The sequence below is a fragment of the Pseudomonas sp. sp1636 genome (assembly GCF_030376615.1).
Taxonomy (GTDB): Bacteria; Pseudomonadota; Gammaproteobacteria; order Pseudomonadales; family Pseudomonadaceae; genus Aquipseudomonas.
Map to the genome: position 1 here is coordinate 36,937 of NZ_JARRAB010000014.1, position 21,509 is coordinate 58,445.

18 protein-coding genes are annotated in these 21,509 nt (G+C 62.3%); 16 read left to right on the plus strand and 2 right to left on the minus strand.

Translation table 11 applies throughout. The features are described 5' to 3' along the window. Nucleotides 1-4: 4 nt before the first annotated feature. From leuD to P8H27_RS14685, 13 genes are all read left to right on the plus strand, one after another. Nucleotides 5-652, plus strand: coding sequence for a 3-isopropylmalate dehydratase small subunit (gene leuD / locus P8H27_RS14625; RefSeq protein WP_289638296.1), 648 nt, complete (start codon nt 5-7; stop codon nt 650-652). A 76-nt stretch (nt 653-728) separates the two neighbouring features. Then, nucleotides 729-1,811 carry a 3-isopropylmalate dehydrogenase gene (gene leuB, locus P8H27_RS14630; RefSeq protein WP_289638297.1) on the plus strand — a complete coding sequence of 361 codons (1,083 nt, stop codon included), beginning with the start codon at nt 729-731 and terminating at the stop codon, nt 1,809-1,811. A 55-nt stretch (nt 1,812-1,866) separates the two neighbouring features. Further along, nucleotides 1,867-2,979, plus strand: coding sequence for an aspartate-semialdehyde dehydrogenase (gene asd, locus P8H27_RS14635; protein ID WP_289638298.1), 1,113 nt, complete (start codon nt 1,867-1,869; stop codon nt 2,977-2,979). Nucleotides 2,980-3,141: 162 nt separating this feature from the next. Continuing rightward, complete coding sequence (locus tag P8H27_RS14640; RefSeq protein WP_289638401.1) at nt 3,142-4,152, plus strand: aspartate-semialdehyde dehydrogenase; 1,011 nt, start codon at nt 3,142-3,144, stop codon at nt 4,150-4,152. Between the two features lie 155 nt (nt 4,153-4,307). After that, the gene (locus P8H27_RS14645; protein WP_289638299.1) at nt 4,308-7,124 is read left to right on the plus strand and encodes a FimV/HubP family polar landmark protein; all 2,817 of its coding nucleotides are present in this window, start codon (nt 4,308-4,310) and stop codon (nt 7,122-7,124) included. 3 nt (nt 7,125-7,127) lie between these two features. Continuing rightward, nucleotides 7,128-7,994 carry a tRNA pseudouridine(38-40) synthase TruA gene (gene truA, locus P8H27_RS14650; RefSeq protein ID WP_289638300.1) on the plus strand — a complete coding sequence of 289 codons (867 nt, stop codon included), beginning with the start codon at nt 7,128-7,130 and terminating at the stop codon, nt 7,992-7,994. 45 nt (nt 7,995-8,039) lie between these two features. Next, entirely contained in the window at nt 8,040-8,660 is a 621-nt protein-coding gene (locus tag P8H27_RS14655; protein WP_289638301.1) for a phosphoribosylanthranilate isomerase, read from the plus strand. A 221-nt stretch (nt 8,661-8,881) separates the two neighbouring features. Further along, nucleotides 8,882-9,772, plus strand: coding sequence for an acetyl-CoA carboxylase, carboxyltransferase subunit beta (accD, locus tag P8H27_RS14660; protein WP_289638302.1), 891 nt, complete (start codon nt 8,882-8,884; stop codon nt 9,770-9,772). Further along, nucleotides 9,769-11,076, plus strand: coding sequence for a bifunctional tetrahydrofolate synthase/dihydrofolate synthase (gene folC / locus P8H27_RS14665; RefSeq protein WP_289638303.1), 1,308 nt, complete (start codon nt 9,769-9,771; stop codon nt 11,074-11,076). Before accD ends, folC begins: the two co-directional genes overlap by 4 nt. Next, nucleotides 11,060-11,644, plus strand: a complete 585-nt coding sequence (locus tag P8H27_RS14670) for an SPOR domain-containing protein (protein ID WP_289638304.1) — start codon at nt 11,060-11,062, stop codon at nt 11,642-11,644. The genes folC and P8H27_RS14670 overlap by 17 nt, the downstream gene beginning before the upstream one ends. A 67-nt stretch (nt 11,645-11,711) precedes the next feature. Next, the gene (locus tag P8H27_RS14675) at nt 11,712-12,266 is read left to right on the plus strand and encodes a CvpA family protein (RefSeq protein ID WP_289638305.1); all 555 of its coding nucleotides are present in this window, start codon (nt 11,712-11,714) and stop codon (nt 12,264-12,266) included. 46 nt (nt 12,267-12,312) lie between these two features. Then, complete coding sequence (gene purF / locus P8H27_RS14680; RefSeq protein ID WP_289638306.1) at nt 12,313-13,818, plus strand: amidophosphoribosyltransferase; 1,506 nt, start codon at nt 12,313-12,315, stop codon at nt 13,816-13,818. Between the two features lie 77 nt (nt 13,819-13,895). Next, nucleotides 13,896-15,107 carry an O-succinylhomoserine sulfhydrylase gene (locus P8H27_RS14685; RefSeq protein ID WP_289638307.1) on the plus strand — a complete coding sequence of 404 codons (1,212 nt, stop codon included), beginning with the start codon at nt 13,896-13,898 and terminating at the stop codon, nt 15,105-15,107. 401 nt (nt 15,108-15,508) lie between these two features. Here P8H27_RS14685 and gspD read toward each other — a convergent pair whose 3' ends face one another. After that, nucleotides 15,509-17,464 carry a type II secretion system secretin GspD gene (gene gspD / locus P8H27_RS14690; RefSeq protein ID WP_289638308.1) on the minus strand — a complete coding sequence of 652 codons (1,956 nt, stop codon included), beginning with the start codon at nt 17,462-17,464 and terminating at the stop codon, nt 15,509-15,511. A gap of 4 nt (nt 17,465-17,468) precedes the next feature. Then, a complete protein-coding gene (locus P8H27_RS14695; RefSeq protein WP_289638309.1) occupies nt 17,469-18,083 on the minus strand; it encodes a type II secretion system protein N in 615 nt (204 codons plus the stop codon). A 273-nt stretch (nt 18,084-18,356) separates the two neighbouring features. Here P8H27_RS14695 and gspE point away from each other — a divergent pair, with 273 nt between their 5' ends. From gspE to gspG, 3 genes are read left to right on the plus strand one after another with little or no spacing between them, the layout of a single operon-like run. After that, nucleotides 18,357-19,844 carry a type II secretion system ATPase GspE gene (gene gspE / locus P8H27_RS14700; RefSeq protein WP_308446825.1) on the plus strand — a complete coding sequence of 496 codons (1,488 nt, stop codon included), beginning with the start codon at nt 18,357-18,359 and terminating at the stop codon, nt 19,842-19,844. A 12-nt stretch (nt 19,845-19,856) separates the two neighbouring features. Next, nucleotides 19,857-21,074, plus strand: coding sequence for a GspF family T2SS innner membrane protein variant XcpS (gene xcpS, locus P8H27_RS14705; protein WP_289638310.1), 1,218 nt, complete (start codon nt 19,857-19,859; stop codon nt 21,072-21,074). Continuing rightward, the gene (gene gspG / locus P8H27_RS14710; RefSeq protein WP_289638402.1) at nt 21,058-21,504 is read left to right on the plus strand and encodes a type II secretion system major pseudopilin GspG; all 447 of its coding nucleotides are present in this window, start codon (nt 21,058-21,060) and stop codon (nt 21,502-21,504) included. The genes xcpS and gspG overlap by 17 nt, the downstream gene beginning before the upstream one ends. Nucleotides 21,505-21,509: the final 5 nt, after the last annotated feature.

The following is a 21,509-nucleotide window of genomic DNA, read 5'->3' on the forward strand; positions in this document are numbered from 1 at the left end:
GAAGATGAGAGCCTTTACCCAACATACCGGCCTGGTCGCCCCCTTGGATCGCGCCAACGTCGACACCGATCAGATCATTCCCAAGCAGTTCTTGAAGTCGATCAAGCGCAGCGGCTTCGGCCCCAACCTGTTCGACGAGTGGCGCTACCTGGATGTCGGTCAGCCCAACCAGGACAGCTCCAAGCGTCCGCTGAACCCCGATTTCGTGTTGAATTTTCCGCGTTACCAGGGCGCCAGCGTGCTGCTGGCACGGGAGAACTTCGGTTGCGGCTCGAGTCGCGAACACGCGCCCTGGGCCCTGGAAGAGTACGGTTTCCGCGCGATCATCGCGCCGAGCTTTGCCGATATCTTCTACAACAACAGCTTCAAGAACGGCCTGCTGCCGATCGTCCTCGACGAGCAGGAGGTCGATGAGCTGTTCCAGCAGAGCGAAGCCAGCGAAGGCTACCAGCTGACCGTCGACCTGGCGGCGCAGACCGTGACCCGCCCGGATGGCAAGCAATACGCTTTCGAGGTGGATGCCTTCCGCAAGCATTGCCTGTTCAACGGCCTGGACGACATCGGCCTGACCCTGCAGGATGCCGAGGCGATCAAGGCCTTCGAAGTCGACTGCCAGCAGCGCAGCCCCTGGTTGTTCGGCGCAATTAAATAATTAGCGGTGCGCCGCGCGCACCCGTTAACCGAGTTGAGGGTGCGCACGGCGCACCCTACGGCGTATTGAGGACAAGATGAGCAAACAGATTCTGATTCTGCCCGGCGACGGTATCGGCCCGGAAATCATGGCCGAGGCGGTCAAGGTGCTGCGGCTGGCCAACGACAAGTTCGACCTGGGGCTCGAACTGTCGTTCGACCAGCTGGGCGGCGCCGCCTATGAGCAATACGGCGTGCCGTTGGCCGACGAGACCCTGGCGCGCGCCCGCGCCGCCGATGCGATCCTGCTCGGCGCGGTGGGTGGCCCCCAGTGGGATGCCATCGATCCGGCCCTGCGCCCGGAACGCGGGTTGCTGAAGATCCGCTCGCAACTGGGTCTGTTCGCCAACCTGCGCCCGGCCATCCTCTATCCGCAGCTGGCCGATGCCTCGTCGCTCAAGCCCGAAGTGGTTGCCGGCCTGAACATCCTGATCGTGCGTGAACTGACCGGCGGCATCTACTTCGGCAGCCCGCGCGAATCCCGCGTGCTGGAAAACGGCGAGCGCACGGCGTTCGACACCCTGCCGTACAGCGAGAGCGAGATCCGCCGCATCGCCCAAGTCGGCTTCGACATGGCGCGGGTGCGCGGCAGCAAGCTGTGCTCGGTGGACAAGGCCAACGTACTGGCCTCCAGCCAGTTGTGGCGCGCCGTGGTCGAGGAAGTGGCCAAGGATTACCCGGACGTCCAGCTCAGCCATATGTACGTCGATAACGCGGCGATGCAGCTGGTGCGCGCGCCCAAGCAGTTCGACGTGATGGTCACCGACAACATGTTCGGCGACATTCTGTCGGATGAGGCTTCCATGCTCACCGGTTCTATCGGCATGCTGCCGTCTGCTTCGCTGGATGCCAACAACAAGGGCATGTACGAGCCGTGCCATGGTTCGGCGCCGGACATTGCCGGGCAGGGCATCGCCAATCCGCTGGCGACCATTCTCTCGGTGTCGATGATGTTGCGCTACAGCTTCAACCAGGGCCAGGCCGCAGATGCCATCGAGCAGGCGGTCAGCAAGGTGCTCGATCAAGGCCTGCGCACCGGCGACATCCATTCCGTCGGTACGACCAAGGTCGGCACTGCGGCCATGGGCGATGCGGTAGTCGAGGCGTTGCGTAGTCTGTAATCTTCCAGGTTCTCCGGAGCGTTTCCGGCGGTCTGTTCATATAGGTGTAGTGGTTATGAAACGTGTAGGTCTGATCGGTTGGCGTGGCATGGTCGGTTCCGTGCTGATGCAGCGCATGCTGGAAGAGCAGGATTTCGACTTGATCGAGCCGGTGTTCTTCACCACCTCCAATGTTGGCGGTCAGGGGCCGGCCATCGGCAAGGACATCGCCCCGCTGAAGGATGCCTACAGCATCGACGAGCTGAAGAACCTGGACGTGATCCTCACCTGTCAGGGTGGCGACTACACCAGCGAAGTCTTCCCCAAGCTGCGCGAAGCCGGTTGGCGGGGTTACTGGATCGATGCCGCATCCTCGCTGCGCATGGCCGACGACGCGGTGATCGTGCTCGATCCGGTCAACCGCAAGGTGATCGATCAGCAGCTGGATGCCGGAACCAAGAACTACATCGGCGGCAACTGCACCGTCAGCCTGATGCTGATGGCCTTGGGCGGTCTCTACGAAGCCGGTCTGGTCGAGTGGATGAGCGCCATGACCTACCAGGCGGCGAGCGGTGCCGGCGCGCAGAACATGCGCGAGCTGATCAAGCAGATGGGTGCGATCAACGCCTCGGTCGCCGATGAACTGGCCGATCCGGCCAGCGCCATCCTGGATATCGACCGCAAGGTGGCCGAAGCCATGCGCGGCGAGTCCTTCCCGGTGGACAACTTCGGCGTGCCCCTGGCCGGTAGCCTGATTCCCTATATCGACAAGGAGCTGCCCAACGGCCAGAGCCGCGAAGAGTGGAAAGGCCAGGCGGAGACCAACAAGATTCTCGGCCGCTTCAAGAACCCGATTCCGGTCGACGGCCTCTGCGTGCGCATCGGCGCCATGCGCTGCCACAGCCAGGCGTTGACCATCAAGCTGAACAAGGACGTGCCGCTGTCCGACATCGAAGGCCTGATCAGCCAGCACAACCCTTGGGTCAAGTTGGTGCCCAATCAGCGCGAAGCCAGTATCCGTGAGCTTGGCCCAACCGCCGTTACCGGCACCCTGAGCGTACCGGTCGGGCGTCTGCGCAAGCTGAACATGGGCTCGCAATACCTCGGCGCCTTCACCGTCGGCGATCAGTTATTGTGGGGCGCCGCCGAGCCGCTGCGCCGCATGCTGCGGATTCTGCTGGAGCGTTGATCGCACCCGCAGTGAGTTTTGCCTGAGCAGGCCCGGCGGCAATGAATGGGAGCGAGTGGTGCCGATGATCGAGAGGTTGAGCGATCATCGGTGCAGCTGGCTCCTTTGCATTTGTGGGGCTGCGCTATACAGTGCGGTGCTAATCTCGTCAGAAGCCTGTCCATGACCCGTACCTTTGATATTGCCGTGATCGGCGCCACCGGCAGTGTGGGCGAAACCCTCGTGCAACTGCTCGAAGAGCGCGATTTTCCCGTGACCAATCTGCACCTGCTGGCCAGCGGCGAATCGGCCGGGCGCTCGCTGTCTTTCAAGGGCAAGAATCTGCGGGTGCGCAGCCTGGAAGCCTTCGATTTCTCCAGCGTCGGCCTGGCGTTCTTTGCCGCCAATGAGGCGGTTACCCGCCGCTATGCGCCCAAGGCGCATGCGGCCGGTTGTACGCTGATCGATCTGGCCGCCGCTCTGCCGGCCGAGCAAGCGCCTCGCGTGGTGCCTGAAGTAAACCCCGAGGTCTTGAGCAGGCTCGGTGCACCCTATCAATTGACCAGCCCGAGTCCCTCGGCGATTGCCGTGGCAGTGGTATTGGCCGCTCTGCGCAAGCAGATCAAGGTGCAGCGGGTGGCGGTCACCGCGTGTTTGGCTGTTTCCAGTCGCGGGCGCGAAGGGGTGTCCGAGTTGGCGCGGCAAACCGCTGAGCTGCTTAACGGTCGTTCATTCGAGCCGCAGTTGTTCGATCGGCAAGTTGCCTTTAATCTGCTGGCGCAAGTGGATGCGCCGGATAGCGACGGCCATGGAGTGCTGGAAAAGCGTTTGGCCAGTGAGCTGAAGGAATTGTTCGGTGCGCCGCAATTAAAGGTATCGGCAACCTTCATTCAGGCTCCGGTGTTTTTTGGTGACAGCCTCAGCGTGTCGCTGCAGGCCGATGCAGTGGTCGATCTCGCGGCGATTTGCACGGCTTTGCAAGGATGCCCCGCCCTGGAATACATTGAACCGGGCGATTATCCGACGGCGGTGGGCGATGCGGTCGGTCAGGATGTGGTGTGTGTAGGCCGCGTGCGTGGCGGACAGGATGATCCTGCCGAACTCAATTTGTGGATTGCGTCTGATAATGTGAGGAAAGGCGCCGCCTTGAACGCTGTGCAATTGGCTGAGTTATTGATAAAACACTATCTGTAAAAGATACTTACCTAGAAATCTGAATAACCTTTCGAGCTTAGCAATACTGGCTGAGTTGGTTGCTGAATGGGGAGCCACCGTCGGGTGGATGCAGGCAGCAGCTATCAAGACCCTCTCGAATATCGAGAAAAAAAGATAAAACAAGGGATAACGCTATGGTTCGGGTTCGCAAACTGGTGCTGGCAATCGCAGCTGCTTCGGCGCTGTCCTCCGGTATGGCGCATGCGCTGGGACTGGGTGAAGTGACCCTGCAGTCGGCGCTGAATCAGCCGTTGGTGGCTGAGATCGAATTGCTGGAGGTGCGCGACCTGGCCTCCACTGAATTGCTGCCGAGCCTGGCGTCCCCTGAAGAGTTCACCAGGGCTGGGGTCGATCGCCAATACTTTCTGACCGACCTCAAGTTCACCCCGGTACTCAAGCCGAATGGCAAGAGCGTCATTCGCGTGACCTCCAGCAAACCGGTGCGTGAGCCCTACCTGAATTTTCTGGTCGAGGTGTTGTGGCCCAATGGCCGCCTGTTGCGCGAGTTCACGCTGCTGCTCGATCCGCCTCTCTACTCGCCGCAAACCGCGGCCGCCGCTGCGCCACAGCTGCCAGTAGCTGCTCCGGCGCCACGCCCGCTAGCCGCCCCCATTCAGCGTTCCGCCCCGCAAGCCAGTGCTCCGGCAACGCGTGCGCCTGCCGCCGCGGCAAGTGCCCTGCAAGGCAATGAATACAAGACCACCGCCAATGACACGCTGTGGGAAATCGCCCAGCGCGTGCGCGGTGGTGGCAGCGTGCAGCAAACCATGCTGGCCATTCAGGATCTGAACCCTGATGCCTTTATCGGTGGCAATATCAATCGCCTGAAGAGCGGCCAGGTGTTGCGTCTGCCCGAAGAGCAGCAGATCAAAAGCCGTGCCCAGACCGAAGCCGTGACCCAGGTTACCGAACAGAATGCGGCCTGGCGCGAGGGGCGTGGCGTTGCTGCCGGCGCACGCCAGATGGATGCGACCAGGCGCAGTGTCGCCGGCGCCGCTCCAGCCGAGGCCAAAACTCAGGACAGCCTGAAGCTGCTCTCTGCCGATACCGGCAAGGCCGCCACTGGCAGTGACGCCGGTGCCGCCGACAGCAAGGCACTGAGCGACAAGTTGGCGGTGACCCAGGAAGGCCTGGATTCCACTCGCCGCGAGAACGAAGAGCTGAAAGGGCGCATGAGTGACCTGCAAGGTCAGCTGGAAAAATTGCAGCGCCTGATTCAACTGAAAGATGACCAGCTGGCCAAGCTGCAGGCCGATCTCGCCGCGCAAGGGCAGGCTCCTGTCCTGGAAGCCCCGGCCCTGGCGGCAGTACCGGCAGCACCTGTAACTGCGCCGGTTGCCCCTGCTGAAGCCGAAACCCCCGGCCTTAACTACAGCGAGGCGCCTGCGGCGACAGAAGAGCCCGCGGCTCCAGCAGTTGAGCCCCAGCAGCCGGTCGCTCAGCCTGCTGTAGCCGTTGAGCCTGCAGCGGCGCCCGTCGCCGAGCCGGCGCCAGCTCCGGTGGTAAAAGCGGCTGCACCAGTTCCGGCCAAGCCTGTTGAGGCGCCGCCACAGCTCAACACGCTCGATGATTTGCTCGCCAATCCCATGCTGCTAGGGCTGGCCGGCGGTGGCGCTTTGCTGGTGCTGTTGATCGGGTTGATGATGCTGTCGCGCCGCAATGCTTTGAAGGAAGCCGAATCGCAGCAGGCCCTGGCGGCCGAGAACCGTGACAATAGTTTCGATGGCGATATGGAGCTACCGGCCGACAGTTTTGCCGATGCCCCCCTCGACAGTGCAGACAGCGCTGAGCCAGGCGAAGAGCGTGTGATTGCGCAAACCAGTGATGCGCTGGGCGAGGCGGACATCTATATCGCCTACGGCCGTTTCAATCAGGCCGCCGAATTGTTGCAGAACGCCATCAACGATGAGCCGCAGCGCAGTGACTTGCGACTCAAATTGCTGGAGGTTTGTGCCGAGTTGGGCGACCGTGAAGGCTTCGCCCGCCAGGAAAGCGAGCTGCGTGAGATAGGCGGTGCTTGCGCCGAAGTCGAGCAATTGAAAGGCAAGTATCCGGCAATCGCGGCTTTCGCGGGCGCTGCGGTGGCCGGTGCGGCTGTCGCCAGCTTGGCCGATGATGATTTTGACAGTTTCAGCCTGGATGATCTGACCTTGGATGAGCCTGAGCAGCCGGCCGCTGAAGCAGGCGAGCTGGACGATGCCTTCGACCTGAGCCTGGATGATCTTGAGTCCGATCTTGAACGCGATTTGAATGCTTTGGGGGCTGATGCTTCGTTGGACGATCTGGACAGTCTGTCGTTGGACAGCGACCTGGATCTGAGTGCTCCAGTCGAGTCGCTTGCGGGTAAAGACGATGGGCTGGAATTCGATCTGAGTCTTGACGCTGACTCCAGCGATAGCGTGGAGTTGGGCGGGGAGCTGGCGGATTTCAGCTTGGATCTGGAACTCGAGAGTAAGCCGGCAGAAGCCGAGGAAGATGAGTTCCTGTTGAGTCTGGACGATGAACCGACTGTCGAGGCAGTTGCTGACGAGTTGGCTGGTTTGCGTCTCGACCTGCCGAGCGAAACCGCAGGTGCTGATTTCGATCTGCCTGACGATTTCGATCTGTCGCTCAGCGATGATGTTCCCGCTCAGCCCGCCAGCGATAGTTTCGCAGCTCGGCTCGATGAAGTGACCGCAGAGCTGGAGCAGTTGTCGGAGAATCTGGAGCAGCCCGCCGAGTTGGCTCAGCCTGCCCTTGACGCTGCGCGGCAAGGGGCGGATCTGGATGGTGACGATGATTTCGATTTCCTCTCGGGAACCGATGAAAGCGCCACCAAGCTCGATCTGGCGCGCGCCTATATCGACATGGGCGATACCGAGGGTGCGCGTGACATCCTCGGTGAAGTGATCGCCGAAGGTAGCGATGATCAGCAGCAGGAAGCGCGTGAGTTGATCTCTAACTTGGTTTGATACATGTCTGAAGCATTACTCGCAACGGCAGCCGACTCGGCTGCCGTTGGCATTTACAGGGTCGCCCTCGGTGTCGAATACAAAGGCTCACGTTACCGTGGCTTTCAGCGTCAGCGTGCCGGCGTGCCGACCATCCAGGCGTCTCTGGAAAAAGCCTTGGCGAAAGTGGCTGGTGGCGCGCCGGTCACCTTGAGTTGTGCCGGGCGTACCGATGCACTGGTGCACGCCAGTGCTCAAGTGGTGCATTTCGATACGCCGGTCGAGCGCTCCACGCTCGCCTGGGTCATGGGGGCCAACAGGAATCTGCCGGCCGATATCAGCGTGGTGTGGGCCAAGCTCATGCCGGCGCACTTCGATGCGCGCTTCTGCGCCATGGCCAGGCGTTATCGGTATGTGATCTACAACGATCAAATTCGCCCGGCGCATATGGCCGAGGAAGTGACCTGGAATCATCGGCCGCTGGATATCGGGCGTATGCGCGAAGCGGCGCAGGCCTTGGTCGGTACCCACGATTTCAGCGCCTTCCGCGCCCGTCAGTGTCAGGCCAAGTCGCCGATCAAGACGGTGCACCACTTGACGCTGATCGAGCATGGCCGCTTTATCGTTCTGGATATCCGTGCCAATGCGTTCTTGCATCACATGGTGCGTAACATTGCCGGGGTGCTGATGGCCATTGGCGCCGGCGAGCAGCCGGTGGAATGGGCGCGTGCGGTGCTGGAAACCGGAGTGCGGCGCACCGGCGGGGTGACTGCGCATCCTTACGGGTTGTATCTGGTGCAAGTCGACTACCCGCAGGAGTTCGACTTGCCCGGGCGTTATCTCGGCCCGCACTTCCTCTCGGGGTTGCCGGATGTGATGGCAGACGCTTAGGCAGGCATTTGCTACCATCGGCCCTTTACTGGAGGTATTCGCCCGTTGTCAGTCGTGCGCTGCAAGATCTGTGGAATTACTCGCGTAGAAGACGCATTGGCCGCTGTTGAGGCGGGTGCCGACGCTATTGGCCTGGTGTTTTATGCCAAGAGCCCGCGAGCTGTCACTGTGGCGCAGGCGCAGGCGATCCTGACGGCGTTGCCGCCGTTCGTGACCGCTGTGGGGCTTTTCGTCGATAGCGAACGCAGTGAATTGAACGCTATCCTCGATGTGCTGCCGCTCGATCTGTTGCAGTTCCATGGCGATGAATCTCCGGCTGCTTGTGAGGGCTTTCGTCGGCCGTACATCAAAGCCTTACGGGTCAAGCCGGGTGACGATATGGCTGCGCGGATCGGCTTGTATGCCTCTGCCGCCGGGGTCTTGCTGGATACTTTCGTGCCGGGCGTGCCGGGGGGAACCGGCGAGGCGTTCGACTGGTCATTGGTGCCCCGCGGCTTGCCGGTGCCGATCATCCTGGCAGGCGGTCTGACGCCGGAGAATGTGCGCGCCGCTATCGAGCAGGTGCGACCCTATGCGGTGGATGTCAGCGGTGGCGTCGAGGCGAGCAAGGGGCTGAAGGATCGCGACAAGATTCATGCATTCGTGCGCGCGGTCAGGAGCGCCTGAGGCAATGGTTGTGCGATGTGACGGCGGCGCAGGCTTGGCCGTCCATAACCCTGATGCAGGTACTGTAATGACCGCCTTTGGCAGTCGAGGTCAAGGTGGCGGGCTTTTCGCTTGCAGAGGCCGGCCCCTGGTAAGACTGCCCTCGTGAATTTGCTTGGATGTGCCGACAAGGCCCTGTGCCAGACGCCTGTTCGAGCCCACAGTTTTGGAGAATCAAGAGCATGAGCAACTGGTTGGTAGACAAACTGATCCCATCGATCATGCGGTCCGAAGTCAAGAAGAGTTCGGTGCCCGAGGGGCTCTGGCACAAGTGCCCGTCTTGCGATGCGGTGTTGTACAAGCCCGAGCTGGAGAAGACTCTGGATGTCTGCCCCAAGTGCAACCACCATATGCGCATCAATGCGCGTGCGCGTCTGGATATCTTCCTGGATGCCGAAGGCCGCGCAGAAATCGGCGCGGAACTGGAGCCGGTTGACCGCCTGAAGTTCCGCGACAGCAAGAAATACAAGGATCGCCTGACCGCTGCGCAGAAGCAGACGGGCGAAAAAGACGCGCTGATTGCCATGCGCGGCACGCTTGAAGCAATGCCGGTGGTGGCCTGCGCCTTCGAGTTCTCCTTCATGGGAGGGTCGATGGGAGCGATCGTTGGCGAACGCTTCGTGCGCGCCGCCAATGTGGCGCTGGAGCAGCGTTGCCCGTTCGTGTGCTTCTCCGCTTCGGGCGGTGCGCGGATGCAGGAAGCGCTGATCTCCCTGATGCAGATGGCCAAGACGTCTGCGGTGCTGGCGCGTCTGCGCGAAGAAGGTATCCCGTTTATCTCGGTGCTGACCGATCCGGTTTATGGCGGCGTTTCCGCCAGCCTGGCCATGCTCGGCGATGTCATTGTCGCCGAACCCAAGGCGCTGATCGGTTTTGCCGGCCCGCGGGTGATCGAGCAGACGGTGCGTGAAAAGCTCCCGGAAGGTTTCCAGCGCAGCGAGTTCCTCATCGAGCACGGCGCCATCGACATGATCATTCCGCGTGACGAGTTGCGTGCGCGCCTGGCCAGGCTGTTGGCTCAGTTTATGGGGCTGCCGTCGCCCGTCGCTGCTGCGTTGCCGGTCACGGCATGAGCGAACGCTCCCTGGCCGATTGGCTGGCGTACCTGGAGCAATTGCATCCAAGCGCCATTGATATGGGGCTGGAGCGATCCGCGGCAGTGGCGCAGCGCTTGGGCTTGTCCCGGCCGGCGCCGCGGGTGATCACGGTCACCGGCACCAATGGCAAGGGTTCGACCTGCGCTTTCCTGGCGGCCTTGCTGCAAGAACAGGGGCTCAAGGTCGGGGTGTATAGCTCACCCCATCTGTTGCGTTATAACGAGCGGGTGCAGATTGCGGGTGTCGAAGCCAGCGATGCCGCGCTTTGTCAGGCCTTCGCTGCAGTCGAAGCCGCGCGTGGCGAGATTTCCCTGACCTATTTCGAGATGGGCACCCTGGCGGCTTTCTGGCTGTTTCAGCGTGCAGCCTTGGATGCCGTGGTGCTGGAAGTCGGGTTGGGCGGGCGACTGGATGCGGTCAACCTGATCGACGCCGATCTGGCCCTGGTGACCAGCATCGGTATCGATCACGCGGAATGGCTGGGCGATAACCGTGAGTCGGTGGCCTTCGAGAAGGCGGGTATCTTTCGCCCGGGCAAGCCGGCGTTGTGCGCTGACCTCGATCCGCCGCAGACGTTGCTGGAGCAAGTGGCGCTGCTGGATGCGCCGTTTTTTCTGCGCGGGCGTGATTACGATCTGAGCATCGAAGGGTTAGGCTGGTCCTGGTTCGGCTTGAATGGCAAGGGCGAGGCCCTGCGGCTGGAGCACTTGCCATTGCTCGATCTGCCGATGGAAAACGCCGCGCTGGCCTTGCAGGCCTATGCCTTGCTCGATCTGCCCTGGCAGGCTGAGCAAATCGCCAAGGCCTTGTCGCGCACCCGGGTAACCGGTCGTCTGGATCGCAGAAGGCTGAATTGGCAGGGTAAGCCACTGACGCTGCTGCTGGATGTTGGGCATAATCCCCACGCGGCCGAGTATTTGGCGCAGCGCTTGTCTGGCACGCCGCCGATCGGCAAGCGCGTGGCGGTATTCGGCCTGCTGGCCGATAAGGACTTGGCCGGCGTAGTGGCGCCCTTGCTCGCTGAGGTGGTGGACTGGGCCGTGGCGCCGCTGCCGACCAGTCGCACCCGTCCGGCTGGCGAGCTGCAGGCGTACTTGCACAACCGTGGCGCGCAGGTGACGGCCTACGCCGATGTGCAGGCGGCGTTGCAGGCGCAATGTACGCGCGCGTCGGCTGGGGATGAAATCCTGCTGTTCGGGTCTTTTTACTGCGTGGCCGAGGCCCTGGACTGGCTGGCCCGCCATGCCAAGGGGGATGTGCAGGATGGCTTTGCTGGATAAAGGATTGAGGCAGCGCATGGTTGGTGCCTTGGTGTTGGTAGCCTTGGCGGTGATTTTTCTGCCCATGCTGCTGTCGCGTGAAGACGAGTTGCGGCGGGTGGCGGTCGATGCGCCGGCCATGCCGCAGGCGCCGGCCATGCCGCAGATTGAAATGCAGCCCGTGATCGTGCCGGAGCCCCAGGTGTTGCCCGAGGAGTTGGAGCCCATTGCCGAGGCCGAACCCCCGGCGGAAGTGGCGCCTGCGCCGCAGCCTGAGCCGGTGCTGACGCCCTCCGCGCCAGTCAGTGCGCCGGCACAAGCGTCCGTCAGTCGCCTGGATGCCAACAGCTTGCCGGTCAGTTGGTCGGTGCAGTTGGCCAGCCTGTCCAGTCGCGCGGGTGCGCAAACGCTGCAGAAGACCCTGCGCAGTCAGGGCTACAACGCCTATATCCGCCATGTGGATGGGATGAATCGGGTGTTTGTCGGCCCCGTGATCGAGCGAACCGAAGCCAATCGCTTGCGTGAGCAGTTGAACCGTCAGCACAAGCTCAGCGGCATTGTCGTGCGCTTTCAGCCGGAACGCAGCTAATCCTTTGCTTACCCCATGCGAGGGGCTCTGTTAAAATGCAGCGCCTTTCTCGTCGGTAATCTGCATCGTGGCATTCACTTGGGTCGATTGGGCGATTATCGCCATCATCGTCGTATCGAGCTTGATCAGTTTGAGCCGTGGTTTCGTCAAAGAAGCCTTGTCCTTGCTCACCTGGATCATTGCCGGCGTGGTTGCCTGGATGTTCGGTGGGGCGTTGTCCGAGCACCTCGGCGGATGGATCGAAACCCCTTCGGCGCGGGTGATAGCAGCCTGCGCCTTACTCTTTATCGTCACCTTGCTGGTTGGCGCGCTGGTCAATTACCTGATCGGCGAGCTGATCCGTGTGACCGGACTTTCCGGCACCGATCGTTTTCTCGGCATGGCCTTCGGCGCTGCCCGCGGTGGTTTGCTGGTGATCGTACTGGTCGGCCTGCTCAGCCTGGCGCCGGTGCAGCAAGATCCGTGGTGGCAGCAATCGACGCTGTTGCCGCATTTTTTAATGGTCGCGGACTGGTCGAAGAATCTCATTTTGGGGCTGTCCAGCCAGTGGCTTGCCAGCGGCATTAGCGCACCGGCCGAGCTGCCGTTCAAAGAAGCGCTGATGCAGCATAAACTGCCTTAAACGCATTCAGAATTAGCCTGTTTCACTTCAGTAGGGGTTGCGTCACATGTGCGGCATTGTCGGTATCGTCGGTAAATCGAACGTCAATCAGGCGCTGTATGACGGTCTAACCGTCCTTCAGCACCGCGGCCAGGATGCTGCCGGTATTGTCACCAGTCATGATGGGCGGCTGTTCCTGCGCAAGGATAATGGCCTGGTGCGCGATGTCTTTCACCAGCGCCATATGCAGCGCCTGGTCGGCCACATGGGCATCGGCCATGTGCGCTACCCCACCGCCGGCAGTTCCAGCTCGGCCGAGGCGCAACCCTTCTACGTCAACTCGCCCTACGGCATCACCCTGGCGCACAACGGCAACCTGACCAACGTCGAACAGTTGGCCAAGGAAATCTACGAATCCGACCTGCGTCACGTCAACACCAACTCCGACTCGGAAGTGTTGCTCAACGTATTCGCCCACGAACTGGCCCAGCGCGGCCAGTTGCAGCCGACCGAGGAAGACATCTTCGCCGCGGTCAGCCAGGTGCATGAACGCTGCATCGGCGGTTACGCGGTGGTGGCGATGATCACCGGTTACGGCATCGTCGGTTTTCGCGACCCCTACGGCATTCGTCCGATCGTTTTCGGTCAGCGTCACACCGATGAAGGCGTGGAGTACATGATTGCCTCGGAAAGCGTGTCGCTGGACGTGCTCGGCTTCACCCTGATTCGCGATTTGGCGCCGGGCGAGGCGGTGTACATCACCGAGGACGGCAAGCTGTCGACCCGCCAGTGCGCGAGCAATCCGCAGCTCTCGCCGTGCATCTTCGAGCATGTCTATCTGGCGCGTCCGGACTCGATCATGGACGGTGTCTCGGTGTACAAGGCACGCCTGCGCATGGGCGAGAAGCTGGCCGAGAAGATCCTCCGCGAGCGCCCCGATCACGATATCGACGTGGTCATCCCGATTCCCGACACCAGCCGCACCTCGGCGCTGGAGCTGGCCAATCACCTGGGCGTGAAGTTTCGCGAAGGCTTCGTCAAGAACCGCTACATCGGCCGCACCTTCATCATGCCGGGCCAGGCGGCGCGCAAGAAGTCGGTACGCCAGAAGCTCAACGCCATCGAGCTGGAGTTTCGCGGCAAGAACGTGATGCTGGTGGACGACTCCATCGTGCGCGGCACCACCTGCAAGCAGATCATCCAGATGGCCCGCGAAGCCGGGGCGAAGAACGTCTACTTCTGTTCGGCGGCACCTGCGGTGCGTTACCCCAACGTGTATGGCATCGACATGCCCAGCGCCCACGAGCTGATCGCGCATAACCGCAGCACCGAGCAGGTTGCCGAGCTGATCGGGGCCGACTGGCTGGTGTATCAGGATCTGCCGGATCTGATCGAGGCGGTCGGTGGCGGCAAGATCAAGATCGAGCACTTCGACTGCGCGGTATTCGACGGCCAGTACATTACCGGCGATGTCGATGAGGTGTACCTGAACAAGATCGAGCAGGCGCGTAACGATCTCTCCAAGGTCAAGTCCCAGGCGGTCAGCGCGATTATCGACCTGTATAACAATTGAGCTGCAAGCTTCAAGTCGCAAGCTGCAAGCCTGTAGCCCGGATTGCATCCGGGCTCCGCTGTGTGTGAGGTGGGAAAATGACGCAAGAATGGGATGCCGGTCGCCTGGACAGCGATCTGGACGGTGTGGGTTTCGCCACCCTGGCGGTGCGTGCCGGCCAGCACCGTTCGCCTGAGGGCGAGCACAGCGAGGCGATTTACCCCACCTCCAGCTATGTGTTCCGTAGCGCCGCCGATGCCGCCGCCCGCTTTGCCGGCGAAGTGCCGGGTAACGTCTACTCGCGTTACACCAACCCCACCGTGCGCGCCTTCGAGGAGCGCATTGCCGCGCTGGAAGGCGCCGAGCAGGCGGTCGCGACCTCGTCCGGCATGTCGGCGATTCTGGCCTTGGTCATGAGCCTGTGCAGCGGCGGTGATCACATACTGGTGTCGCGCAGCGTGTTTGGCTCGACCATCAGCCTGTTCGAGAAATACCTCAAGCGCTTTGGCGTGCAGGTCGATTACGTGCCGCTGGCCGATCTGCACGCCTGGGCCGCTGCCTTCAAGGCCAATACCAAGCTGCTGTTCGTCGAGTCGCCATCCAACCCGTTGGCCGAGCTGGTGGATATCAGCGCCCTGGCGGAAATCGCCCATAGCAAAAATGCGCTGCTGGCGGTGGACAACTGCTTCTGCACCCCGGCGTTGCAGCAGCCGCTCAAGCTGGGCGCGGACATCGTCATGCATTCGGCGACCAAGTACATCGACGGCCAGGGTCGCAGTATGGGTGGCGTGGTCGCCGGCAAGGCCGAGCTGATGAAGGAGGTGGTCGGTTTTCTGCGTACCGCAGGGCCGACCCTCAGCCCGTTCAACGCCTGGATCTTCCTCAAGGGCCTGGAAACCCTGCGCGTGCGCATGCAGGCGCATTGCGCCAGTGCTCAGCAGCTGGCGGAGTGGCTGGAGCGGCAACCGGGCATCGAGCATGTCTATTATTCCGGTCTGCCCAGCCATCCGCAGCATGAGCTGGCCAAGCGTCAGCAAAGCGGCTTCGGCGCGGTAGTCAGTTTTGAGGTCAAGGGCGGTAAGGCGGCGGCCTGGCGCTTTATCGACGCCACCCGGGTGATCTCCATCACCACCAATCTGGGTGACACCAAGACCACCATCGCCCACCCGGCTACCACTTCCCACGGTCGCTTGTCGCCGGCCGAGCGCGCCAGCTCCGGCATTCACGACAACCTGATTCGGCTGGCGGTGGGCTTGGAGGACATCGTCGATCTGCAGGCGGATTTGGCCCGCGGTCTGGCGGCGCTCTAGCAGCTCGAAGCAACAAGCCCCGGCGAGAGCCGCAATGCTGTTCACTGAAGAGGGGCAGCGTTGCGCTCAATCGGGAAGCGGGTGTTTGCCATCTTCATCGTCCTGGGTCTCGATGATCCGGAACGAATGGTTGCAGCCATGCCCACTGACTGGCGCCGAACTGACGGGCAAACGTTGAAGCCAACGTCGCTCGGCGCCCGCCGATGAGCCATCGCCAGCCTGGCTGGCCTCCCTTCGGGCCAGGTTATAGGCCATGCCCCCGTTACGTGTTGCATGAGGGGGTAATGCTTGTGGCGACGCGGATTTACCCACGAATTTCGCGGCTGAAGCCGCTCCGGCAGCTAGAGCCTCACCCCGGGGCGTGCTTGCGCTAACTGGGACAGAGCCTTTGGGGGCGGGGGTCATTCGCGCAGGTCGATGGCCGGTGTGTTGTCGTCGCGATCGAACAACTTGCTTGGGTCGCGCGGCAGGATGCCGGGGCGGTAGTTCTCGCGGGTGTCGTCAAGTATCCGGATGTCGCTGTACTTCTTGCCCGACAGGGCTGCCAGGCCAGCGGCGTCGCGCACCACGGTAGGGCGCAGGAACACCATCAGGTTGCGTTTGATATGGGTGTCCTTGGTTGAGCGGAACAGCCGGCCGAGCAGGGGAATGTCGCCCAGCAGCGGGACTTTCGAGTTGGTCTGGGTGACGTCGTCCTGGATCAGTCCGCCCAATACGATGACCTGGCCATCCTCGGCGAGGATGGTGCTCTTGATCGAGCGCTTGTTGGTGATCAGATCCACCGCCTGGACAGTCTGGGTGACGACGGGGGCGATGGAGGAGATTTCCTGCTCGATCTCCAGGCGCAGACTGGCGCCTTCGTTGATGTGCGGGGTGACCTTGAGGGTGACGCCGATGTCCTTCCGTTCGATGGTGGTGAAGGGGTTGTCGGCGCCGGCGGCGCTGGTGGTGAAGGAGCCGGTCTGGAAGGGGACGTTCTGGCCGACCAGGATTTCCGCTTTCTGGTGATCCAGGGTGAGCAGGCTGGGCGTCGACAGCAGGTTGCTCTTGGCGTTGGCCGACAGCGCGGTGATCAGCACGGCGAAGCTGTCGGTGCCGAGGCCGATGATGGCGCCATCCGGCAGGTTGTTGAGGAGCGGGTTGTCGATGTTGTTGCGTTGATCCTGGATGGCTTGCAGCACGCTGCCGACCGGGAGCCCAGTGCCGCCGAAGTTCACCGTGCCGAGGCCGCCGGTGTCGCCGCGCGCATCGACCGCCCACTGCACGCCAAGGGCCTCGCTGATGTCGCCGGAGACTTCGACTATGGCGGCCTCCACCATCACCTGCGCCCGGGGTACGTCGAGTTGACGGACGATGTCTTCAAGGGTTGCTACTACATCGGGTTCGGCCAGCAGCACTAGTGCGTTGAGGCTCTCGTCGGCACGGATCAAGATATTCTGCGGCTTGCCGGCGGCTTCGCTGCCGTCCTGGGCATTCAGGCCTTCGGATATGTCGCCGAGGGTTTCCGCCAGGGCCTTGGCGTCGTTATGCCGCAGGCGGATGACCCGGGTATTGGCCGAGCGGCTGGTCGGGGTGTCCAGCGACTGGGCCAATGCCAGCAATTTGGCGCGGGCAGCCGGTGGGCCGAGCAGGATCAGGCGATTGGTGCGCGCGTCGGCAATTACCTGAACTCCGGAGGCGCCTTTGGCCTGGCCGCGCTCCAGGGAGCGATTGAGGACTTCGGCGGTGTCCATGACCCAGGCGTGTTGCAGGTTGAGCACGCTGTAGTCGCGCTCGCCTTTCTGGTCGAGTTGGCGCAGCAAGTCTTCGATGCGGGCGATATTGGCACTGCGATCGCTGATGATGATGGCGTTGGCCGAGGTGACGGCGGCCAAGTGGCCGTACTGCGGCACCAGCGGGCGAATCAGTGGGATGAGTTCGGTTGCCGAGGTGTGCTGTACTTGGATCAGGCGGGTCTCCAGGCGATCCGGGGCGGCGCGGCCTTGGCCGGCATCGGCCTTGGCTTCGGCGTTGGGTACGATACGCGCCTGTTCGCCCTGGGTGATGACGCTGAAGCCGTGGGTGGCCATCACCGAGAGAAACAGTTGATAGATTTCGCTCAGGGTCAGTGGTGTGCTCGAGACCACGCTGACTTGGCCTTTGACCCGTGGATCGACGATGAAGGTTTCCCCGGTGATCTGCGCAATCTGGTCGATAAACTCGCGGATATCGGCGCCCTTCAGGTTGATGGTCCAGCTTTCTTCCTGTTGGTTGGCACTGGGTGTTGTCGGGTTGATGGCGGCATTCAGTGGCAAAGAGCTGACGGCCAGGCCGGCGGCCAGCAGGGCGAAGGTGAGACGCGAGAAGATCGGGGTCATCGGTTCAGTTGCTTTCCGTAGTCTGGTCGGCGGGTTCGGCGTCCGCGGGCAGGGTGCCGGACGCCTCCATCTGTTCGCGCAGGGTGTCCATGCGCTCGCGCAGTTGCGTGAGGTTGTCGGCTTCCAGCTGGTTGAGTTGATCCAGCGCATCCGCCGCGGTCTCCTCGGGCATGTAGGCCGCACCTTCGTCGCTGGAGCGGCTGTGTGGAAATGCCAGGGTTTCCAGGCGGCCATTGCGCAGCAACTCTACTCGATCGGCGTAGACCGCGTGCAGACTTACGCCGCCAGTCACTTCGCTGCCTGTGGTGTGGCGTTGTGCCTGGTTGTTCTCCAGGCGAATGATTGCACTGGAACGTTTGGGGTCGGCATGCACGAAGCTGCCCAGCAGTGTCAGGCGCATGGTCGTGGCTGGCGGTGGTGCATCGTCGTTCTGGCTGCTGCCGAATAATTGCTCCAGGCGTTGACTGGAGGCGGGCGTCGGCAAATTGGCCACATGTGGCGCGCTGGCCGCAATCGGCGCACGTAGCAAGCGCAGCCAGTCGGCGGTTTGCCAGGCCAGGCTGATGCTCATGAGCAGAATGACCAGGGCGCTGACCGAGGTGGTCGCGTGCGGTTGCATCCAGCGTCGAGTAGCCAAAAAAGGCAAAGGCGTCACTCCAGAAATTTATTGTTATGTGGCCTGGATCGCGCGTCGATCATAGCCAGTTGCCGAACATTTGACAGCCCCCCGTCAGGGTGGTGTGTCACGCCCTGCGATGTGCTAAAGATAGCTCAGTGTTTCCGCTCTAGTGCGGGGAATCCATCACAACCCATCGGCGCAAGTGCAGGCGTATAACAAGTTAGAGTCAGTCGTGGTACGCCGGCCAGGTTACCGTTTCAAGGCTTATCCAGGATGAACGCACTGCCCACTGCAGTTCCGCTACGTCGTTTGCCGTTCAGCTTCGCCAAGCGCCACGGCGTGGTCTTGCTGATCGAAGCCGATCCACCTTGCTTGGCTCACCGTGCCGCCGTCGAGCTGGTCGCGTTGGCCGAGGCGCAGCGTTTTGCCGGGCGTCGATTACCCTTGCAGACATTGTCCGAAGACGCTTTCGAGCAGGCGCTGGCCAAGGCCTATCAACATGAGTCGGGGGCCATGCAGCTTGCCGAGGGCCTTGGTGGCAGTCTCGATCTGGCGGCCTTGGCCGAGCAGGTGCCGGAAACCGAAGACCTGCTGGAGCAGGAAGACGATGCGCCGATCATCCGCCTGATTAATGCCATCCTCGGTGAAGCGATCAAGGAGAGTGCCTCGGATATCCACCTGGAGACCTTCGAGAAGCGCCTGGTCGTACGTTTTCGCGTAGACGGCATCCTGCGTGAGGTGCTCGAACCCAAACGCGAGCTGGCGGCGTTGCTGGTGTCGCGGATCAAGGTCATGGCGCGCCTGGATATCGCCGAGAAGCGCGTGCCCCAGGACGGCCGTATCTCCCTGCGTGTCGGTGGTCGCGAGGTGGACATTCGCGTCTCGACGCTACCCTCGGCCAATGGTGAGCGGGTGGTGTTGCGTTTGCTCGACAAACAGGCTGGGCGCCTGACTTTGCAGCACTTGGGCATGAGTGCGCGGGATCGTCAGGTGATGGAGACGACCGTGCGCAAACCCCACGGCATCCTGCTGGTCACCGGGCCTACCGGGTCGGGCAAGACCACCACGCTGTACGCCAGTCTGGTCAGCCTGAATGACCACACGCGCAATATTCTCACGGTGGAAGATCCGATCGAATACCACCTCGAAGGCATCGGTCAGACCCAGGTCAACAGCAAAGTCGACATGACCTTCGCCCGCGGTCTGCGGGCGATTCTGCGGCAAGACCCGGATGTGGTGATGGTCGGCGAAATCCGCGACAAGGAAACCGCCGAAATTGCCGTGCAGGCGTCATTAACCGGGCACCTGGTTCTCTCGACCCTGCACACCAATAGCGCGGTCGGTGCCATTACCCGGTTGGTGGACATGGGCATCGAGCCGTTCCTGTTGTCGTCATCCCTGCTCGGCGTATTGGCCCAGCGCCTGGTGAGGGTGCTCTGCCCGCACTGCAAGACGGCCTACCAGGCCGATGCCGCCGAGTGCGCGCTGCTCGGCGTGGCCGCCGAACCGGCGGCGACCCTGTATCGTCCGTGCGGCTGCAGCGAGTGCCATCAGCAGGGCTACCGCGGGCGTACCGGGATTTACGAATTGGTGGTGTTCGACGACCACTTGCGTACGCTGATCCATAACGCCGCATCGGAGCAAGAGATGGTTCGTCATGCCCGCTCGCTCGGCCCGAGCATCCGCGAGGACGGTCGGCGCAAGGTGCTGGAAGGGCTGACCAGTCTTGAAGAAGTGCTGCGTGTGACCTTGGACGAGTGACTTAGGACGATAATGGCTGCTTTCGAATACCTTGCCCTTGATGGCAAAGGCCGCCAGCAGAAAGGCGTGCTGGAAGCTGACAGCGCGCGTCAGGTGCGTCAATTGCTGCGCGAGCGGCAACTGGCGCCGTTGGCGGTCAAGGCGACACGCACCCGCGAACAGGCCGGCGTCGGCGGGCATTTCAGCTTTGTGCGTGGGCTCTCGGCAAGTGATCTGGCGCTGCTCACCCGCCAGTTGGCGACCCTGATACAAGCCGCACTGCCGGTCGAGGAGGCACTGCGCGCCGCCGCCGCCCAGGCTCGTTTGCCGCGCATCCAGGGCATGCTGCTGGCCGTGCGTGCCCGGGTTCTGGAGGGGCACAACCTGGCGAACAGCCTGAACGAGTTCCCCGCGGCTTTTCCCGAACTGTACCGTGCCACCGTGGCGGCAGGTGAGCACGCCGGGCACCTGGGGCCGGTGCTGGAACAATTGGCCGATTACACCGAGCAGCGTCAGCAATCGCGGCAGAAGATCCAGCTGGCGCTGCTCTATCCGCTGATTCTGATGTGTACCTCGCTGCTGATCGTCGGCTTTCTGCTCGGTTATGTGGTGCCGGATATCGTGCGGGTGTTCGTCGACTCCGGACAAACCCTGCCGGCGCTGACTCGCGGGCTGATCGTTTTGAGTGAGTGGGTCAAGGGTTGGGGTTGGCTGGCGGTTGTTCTGGCTCTGCTGGGCTTTTTCGCCCTGCGTTGGGCGCTGCGCGATGAGGCGGTGAAATTGCGCTGGCATGCGTTCTTGCTGCGCGTGCCGCTGGTCGGGCGGTTGATTCGCGCCACCGATTGTGCGCGTTTCGCTTCGACCCTGGCGATCCTCACCCGCAGCGGCGTGCCGCTGGTGGAGGCGCTGGGCATCGGTGCCGAAGTGATAGTCAATCGGCTGATTCGGGCGCAGGTGGTGGTGGCCGCGCAAAAGGTTCGCGAAGGCGGTAGCCTGACCCGTGCCCTGGAAGCCAGCGGGCAATTTCCGCCGATGATGCTGCACATGATCGCCAGCGGCGAGCGCTCCGGCGAGCTGGATCAGATGCTTGCGCGTACGGCGCGCAATCAGGAGAACGACCTGAGCGCCCAGGTGGCGCTGCTGGTCGGTTTGTTCGAACCTTTCATGTTGGTGTTTATGGGCGCAGTGGTGCTGGTCATAGTCCTGGCCATCCTGCTGCCGATTCTGTCTCTCAATCAGTTGGTGGGCTAAAGCAGTGAACAAGCGTCAGACGGGTTTTACCCTGATCGAAATCATGGTGGTGGTGGTGATCCTCGGCATTCTCGCCGCCCTGGTGGTGCCGCAGATCATGAGCCGGCCGGATCAGGCCAAGGTCACAGTGGCCATGGGCGATATCAAGGCGGTGTCCGCCGCGTTGGATCTGTACAGGTTGGATAATCAGACCTACCCGAGCACCCAGCAGGGTTTGGAAGCGCTGGTGCAGAAGCCCTCCGGCAACCCGCCGGCGAAGAACTGGAATCGCGACGGCTACCTCAAGCGCCTCCCCGTCGATCCGTGGGGCAACGTCTATCAATACCTGGCGCCCGGCACCAAAGGCGCTTTCGACCTCTATTCATTGGGTGCCGACGGCAAGCAGGGCGGTCACGACCTGGATGCCGATATTGGCAACTGGGATCTTTGATGAGG

Excerpts from the sequence above, each read along its gene's own strand:
- leuD (WP_289638296.1), top strand. The coding sequence starts at position 5 with ATGAGAGCCTTTACCCAACATACCGGCCTGGTCGCCCCCTTGGATCGC.
- leuB (WP_289638297.1), top strand. The coding sequence starts at position 729 with ATGAGCAAACAGATTCTGATTCTGCCCGGCGACGGTATCGGCCCGGAA.
- asd (WP_289638298.1), top strand. The coding sequence starts at position 1,867 with ATGAAACGTGTAGGTCTGATCGGTTGGCGTGGCATGGTCGGTTCCGTG.
- P8H27_RS14640 (WP_289638401.1), top strand. The coding sequence starts at position 3,142 with ATGACCCGTACCTTTGATATTGCCGTGATCGGCGCCACCGGCAGTGTG.
- P8H27_RS14645 (WP_289638299.1), top strand. The coding sequence starts at position 4,308 with ATGGTTCGGGTTCGCAAACTGGTGCTGGCAATCGCAGCTGCTTCGGCG.
- truA (WP_289638300.1), top strand. The coding sequence starts at position 7,128 with ATGTCTGAAGCATTACTCGCAACGGCAGCCGACTCGGCTGCCGTTGGC.
- accD (WP_289638302.1), top strand. The coding sequence starts at position 8,882 with ATGAGCAACTGGTTGGTAGACAAACTGATCCCATCGATCATGCGGTCC.
- folC (WP_289638303.1), top strand. The coding sequence starts at position 9,769 with ATGAGCGAACGCTCCCTGGCCGATTGGCTGGCGTACCTGGAGCAATTG.
- P8H27_RS14670 (WP_289638304.1), top strand. The coding sequence starts at position 11,060 with ATGGCTTTGCTGGATAAAGGATTGAGGCAGCGCATGGTTGGTGCCTTG.
- purF (WP_289638306.1), top strand. The coding sequence starts at position 12,313 with ATGTGCGGCATTGTCGGTATCGTCGGTAAATCGAACGTCAATCAGGCG.
- P8H27_RS14685 (WP_289638307.1), top strand. The coding sequence starts at position 13,896 with ATGACGCAAGAATGGGATGCCGGTCGCCTGGACAGCGATCTGGACGGT.
- gspD (WP_289638308.1), bottom strand. The coding sequence starts at position 17,464 with ATGACCCCGATCTTCTCGCGTCTCACCTTCGCCCTGCTGGCCGCCGGC.
- P8H27_RS14695 (WP_289638309.1), bottom strand. The coding sequence starts at position 18,083 with ATGCAACCGCACGCGACCACCTCGGTCAGCGCCCTGGTCATTCTGCTC.
- gspE (WP_308446825.1), top strand. The coding sequence starts at position 18,357 with ATGAACGCACTGCCCACTGCAGTTCCGCTACGTCGTTTGCCGTTCAGC.
- xcpS (WP_289638310.1), top strand. The coding sequence starts at position 19,857 with ATGGCTGCTTTCGAATACCTTGCCCTTGATGGCAAAGGCCGCCAGCAG.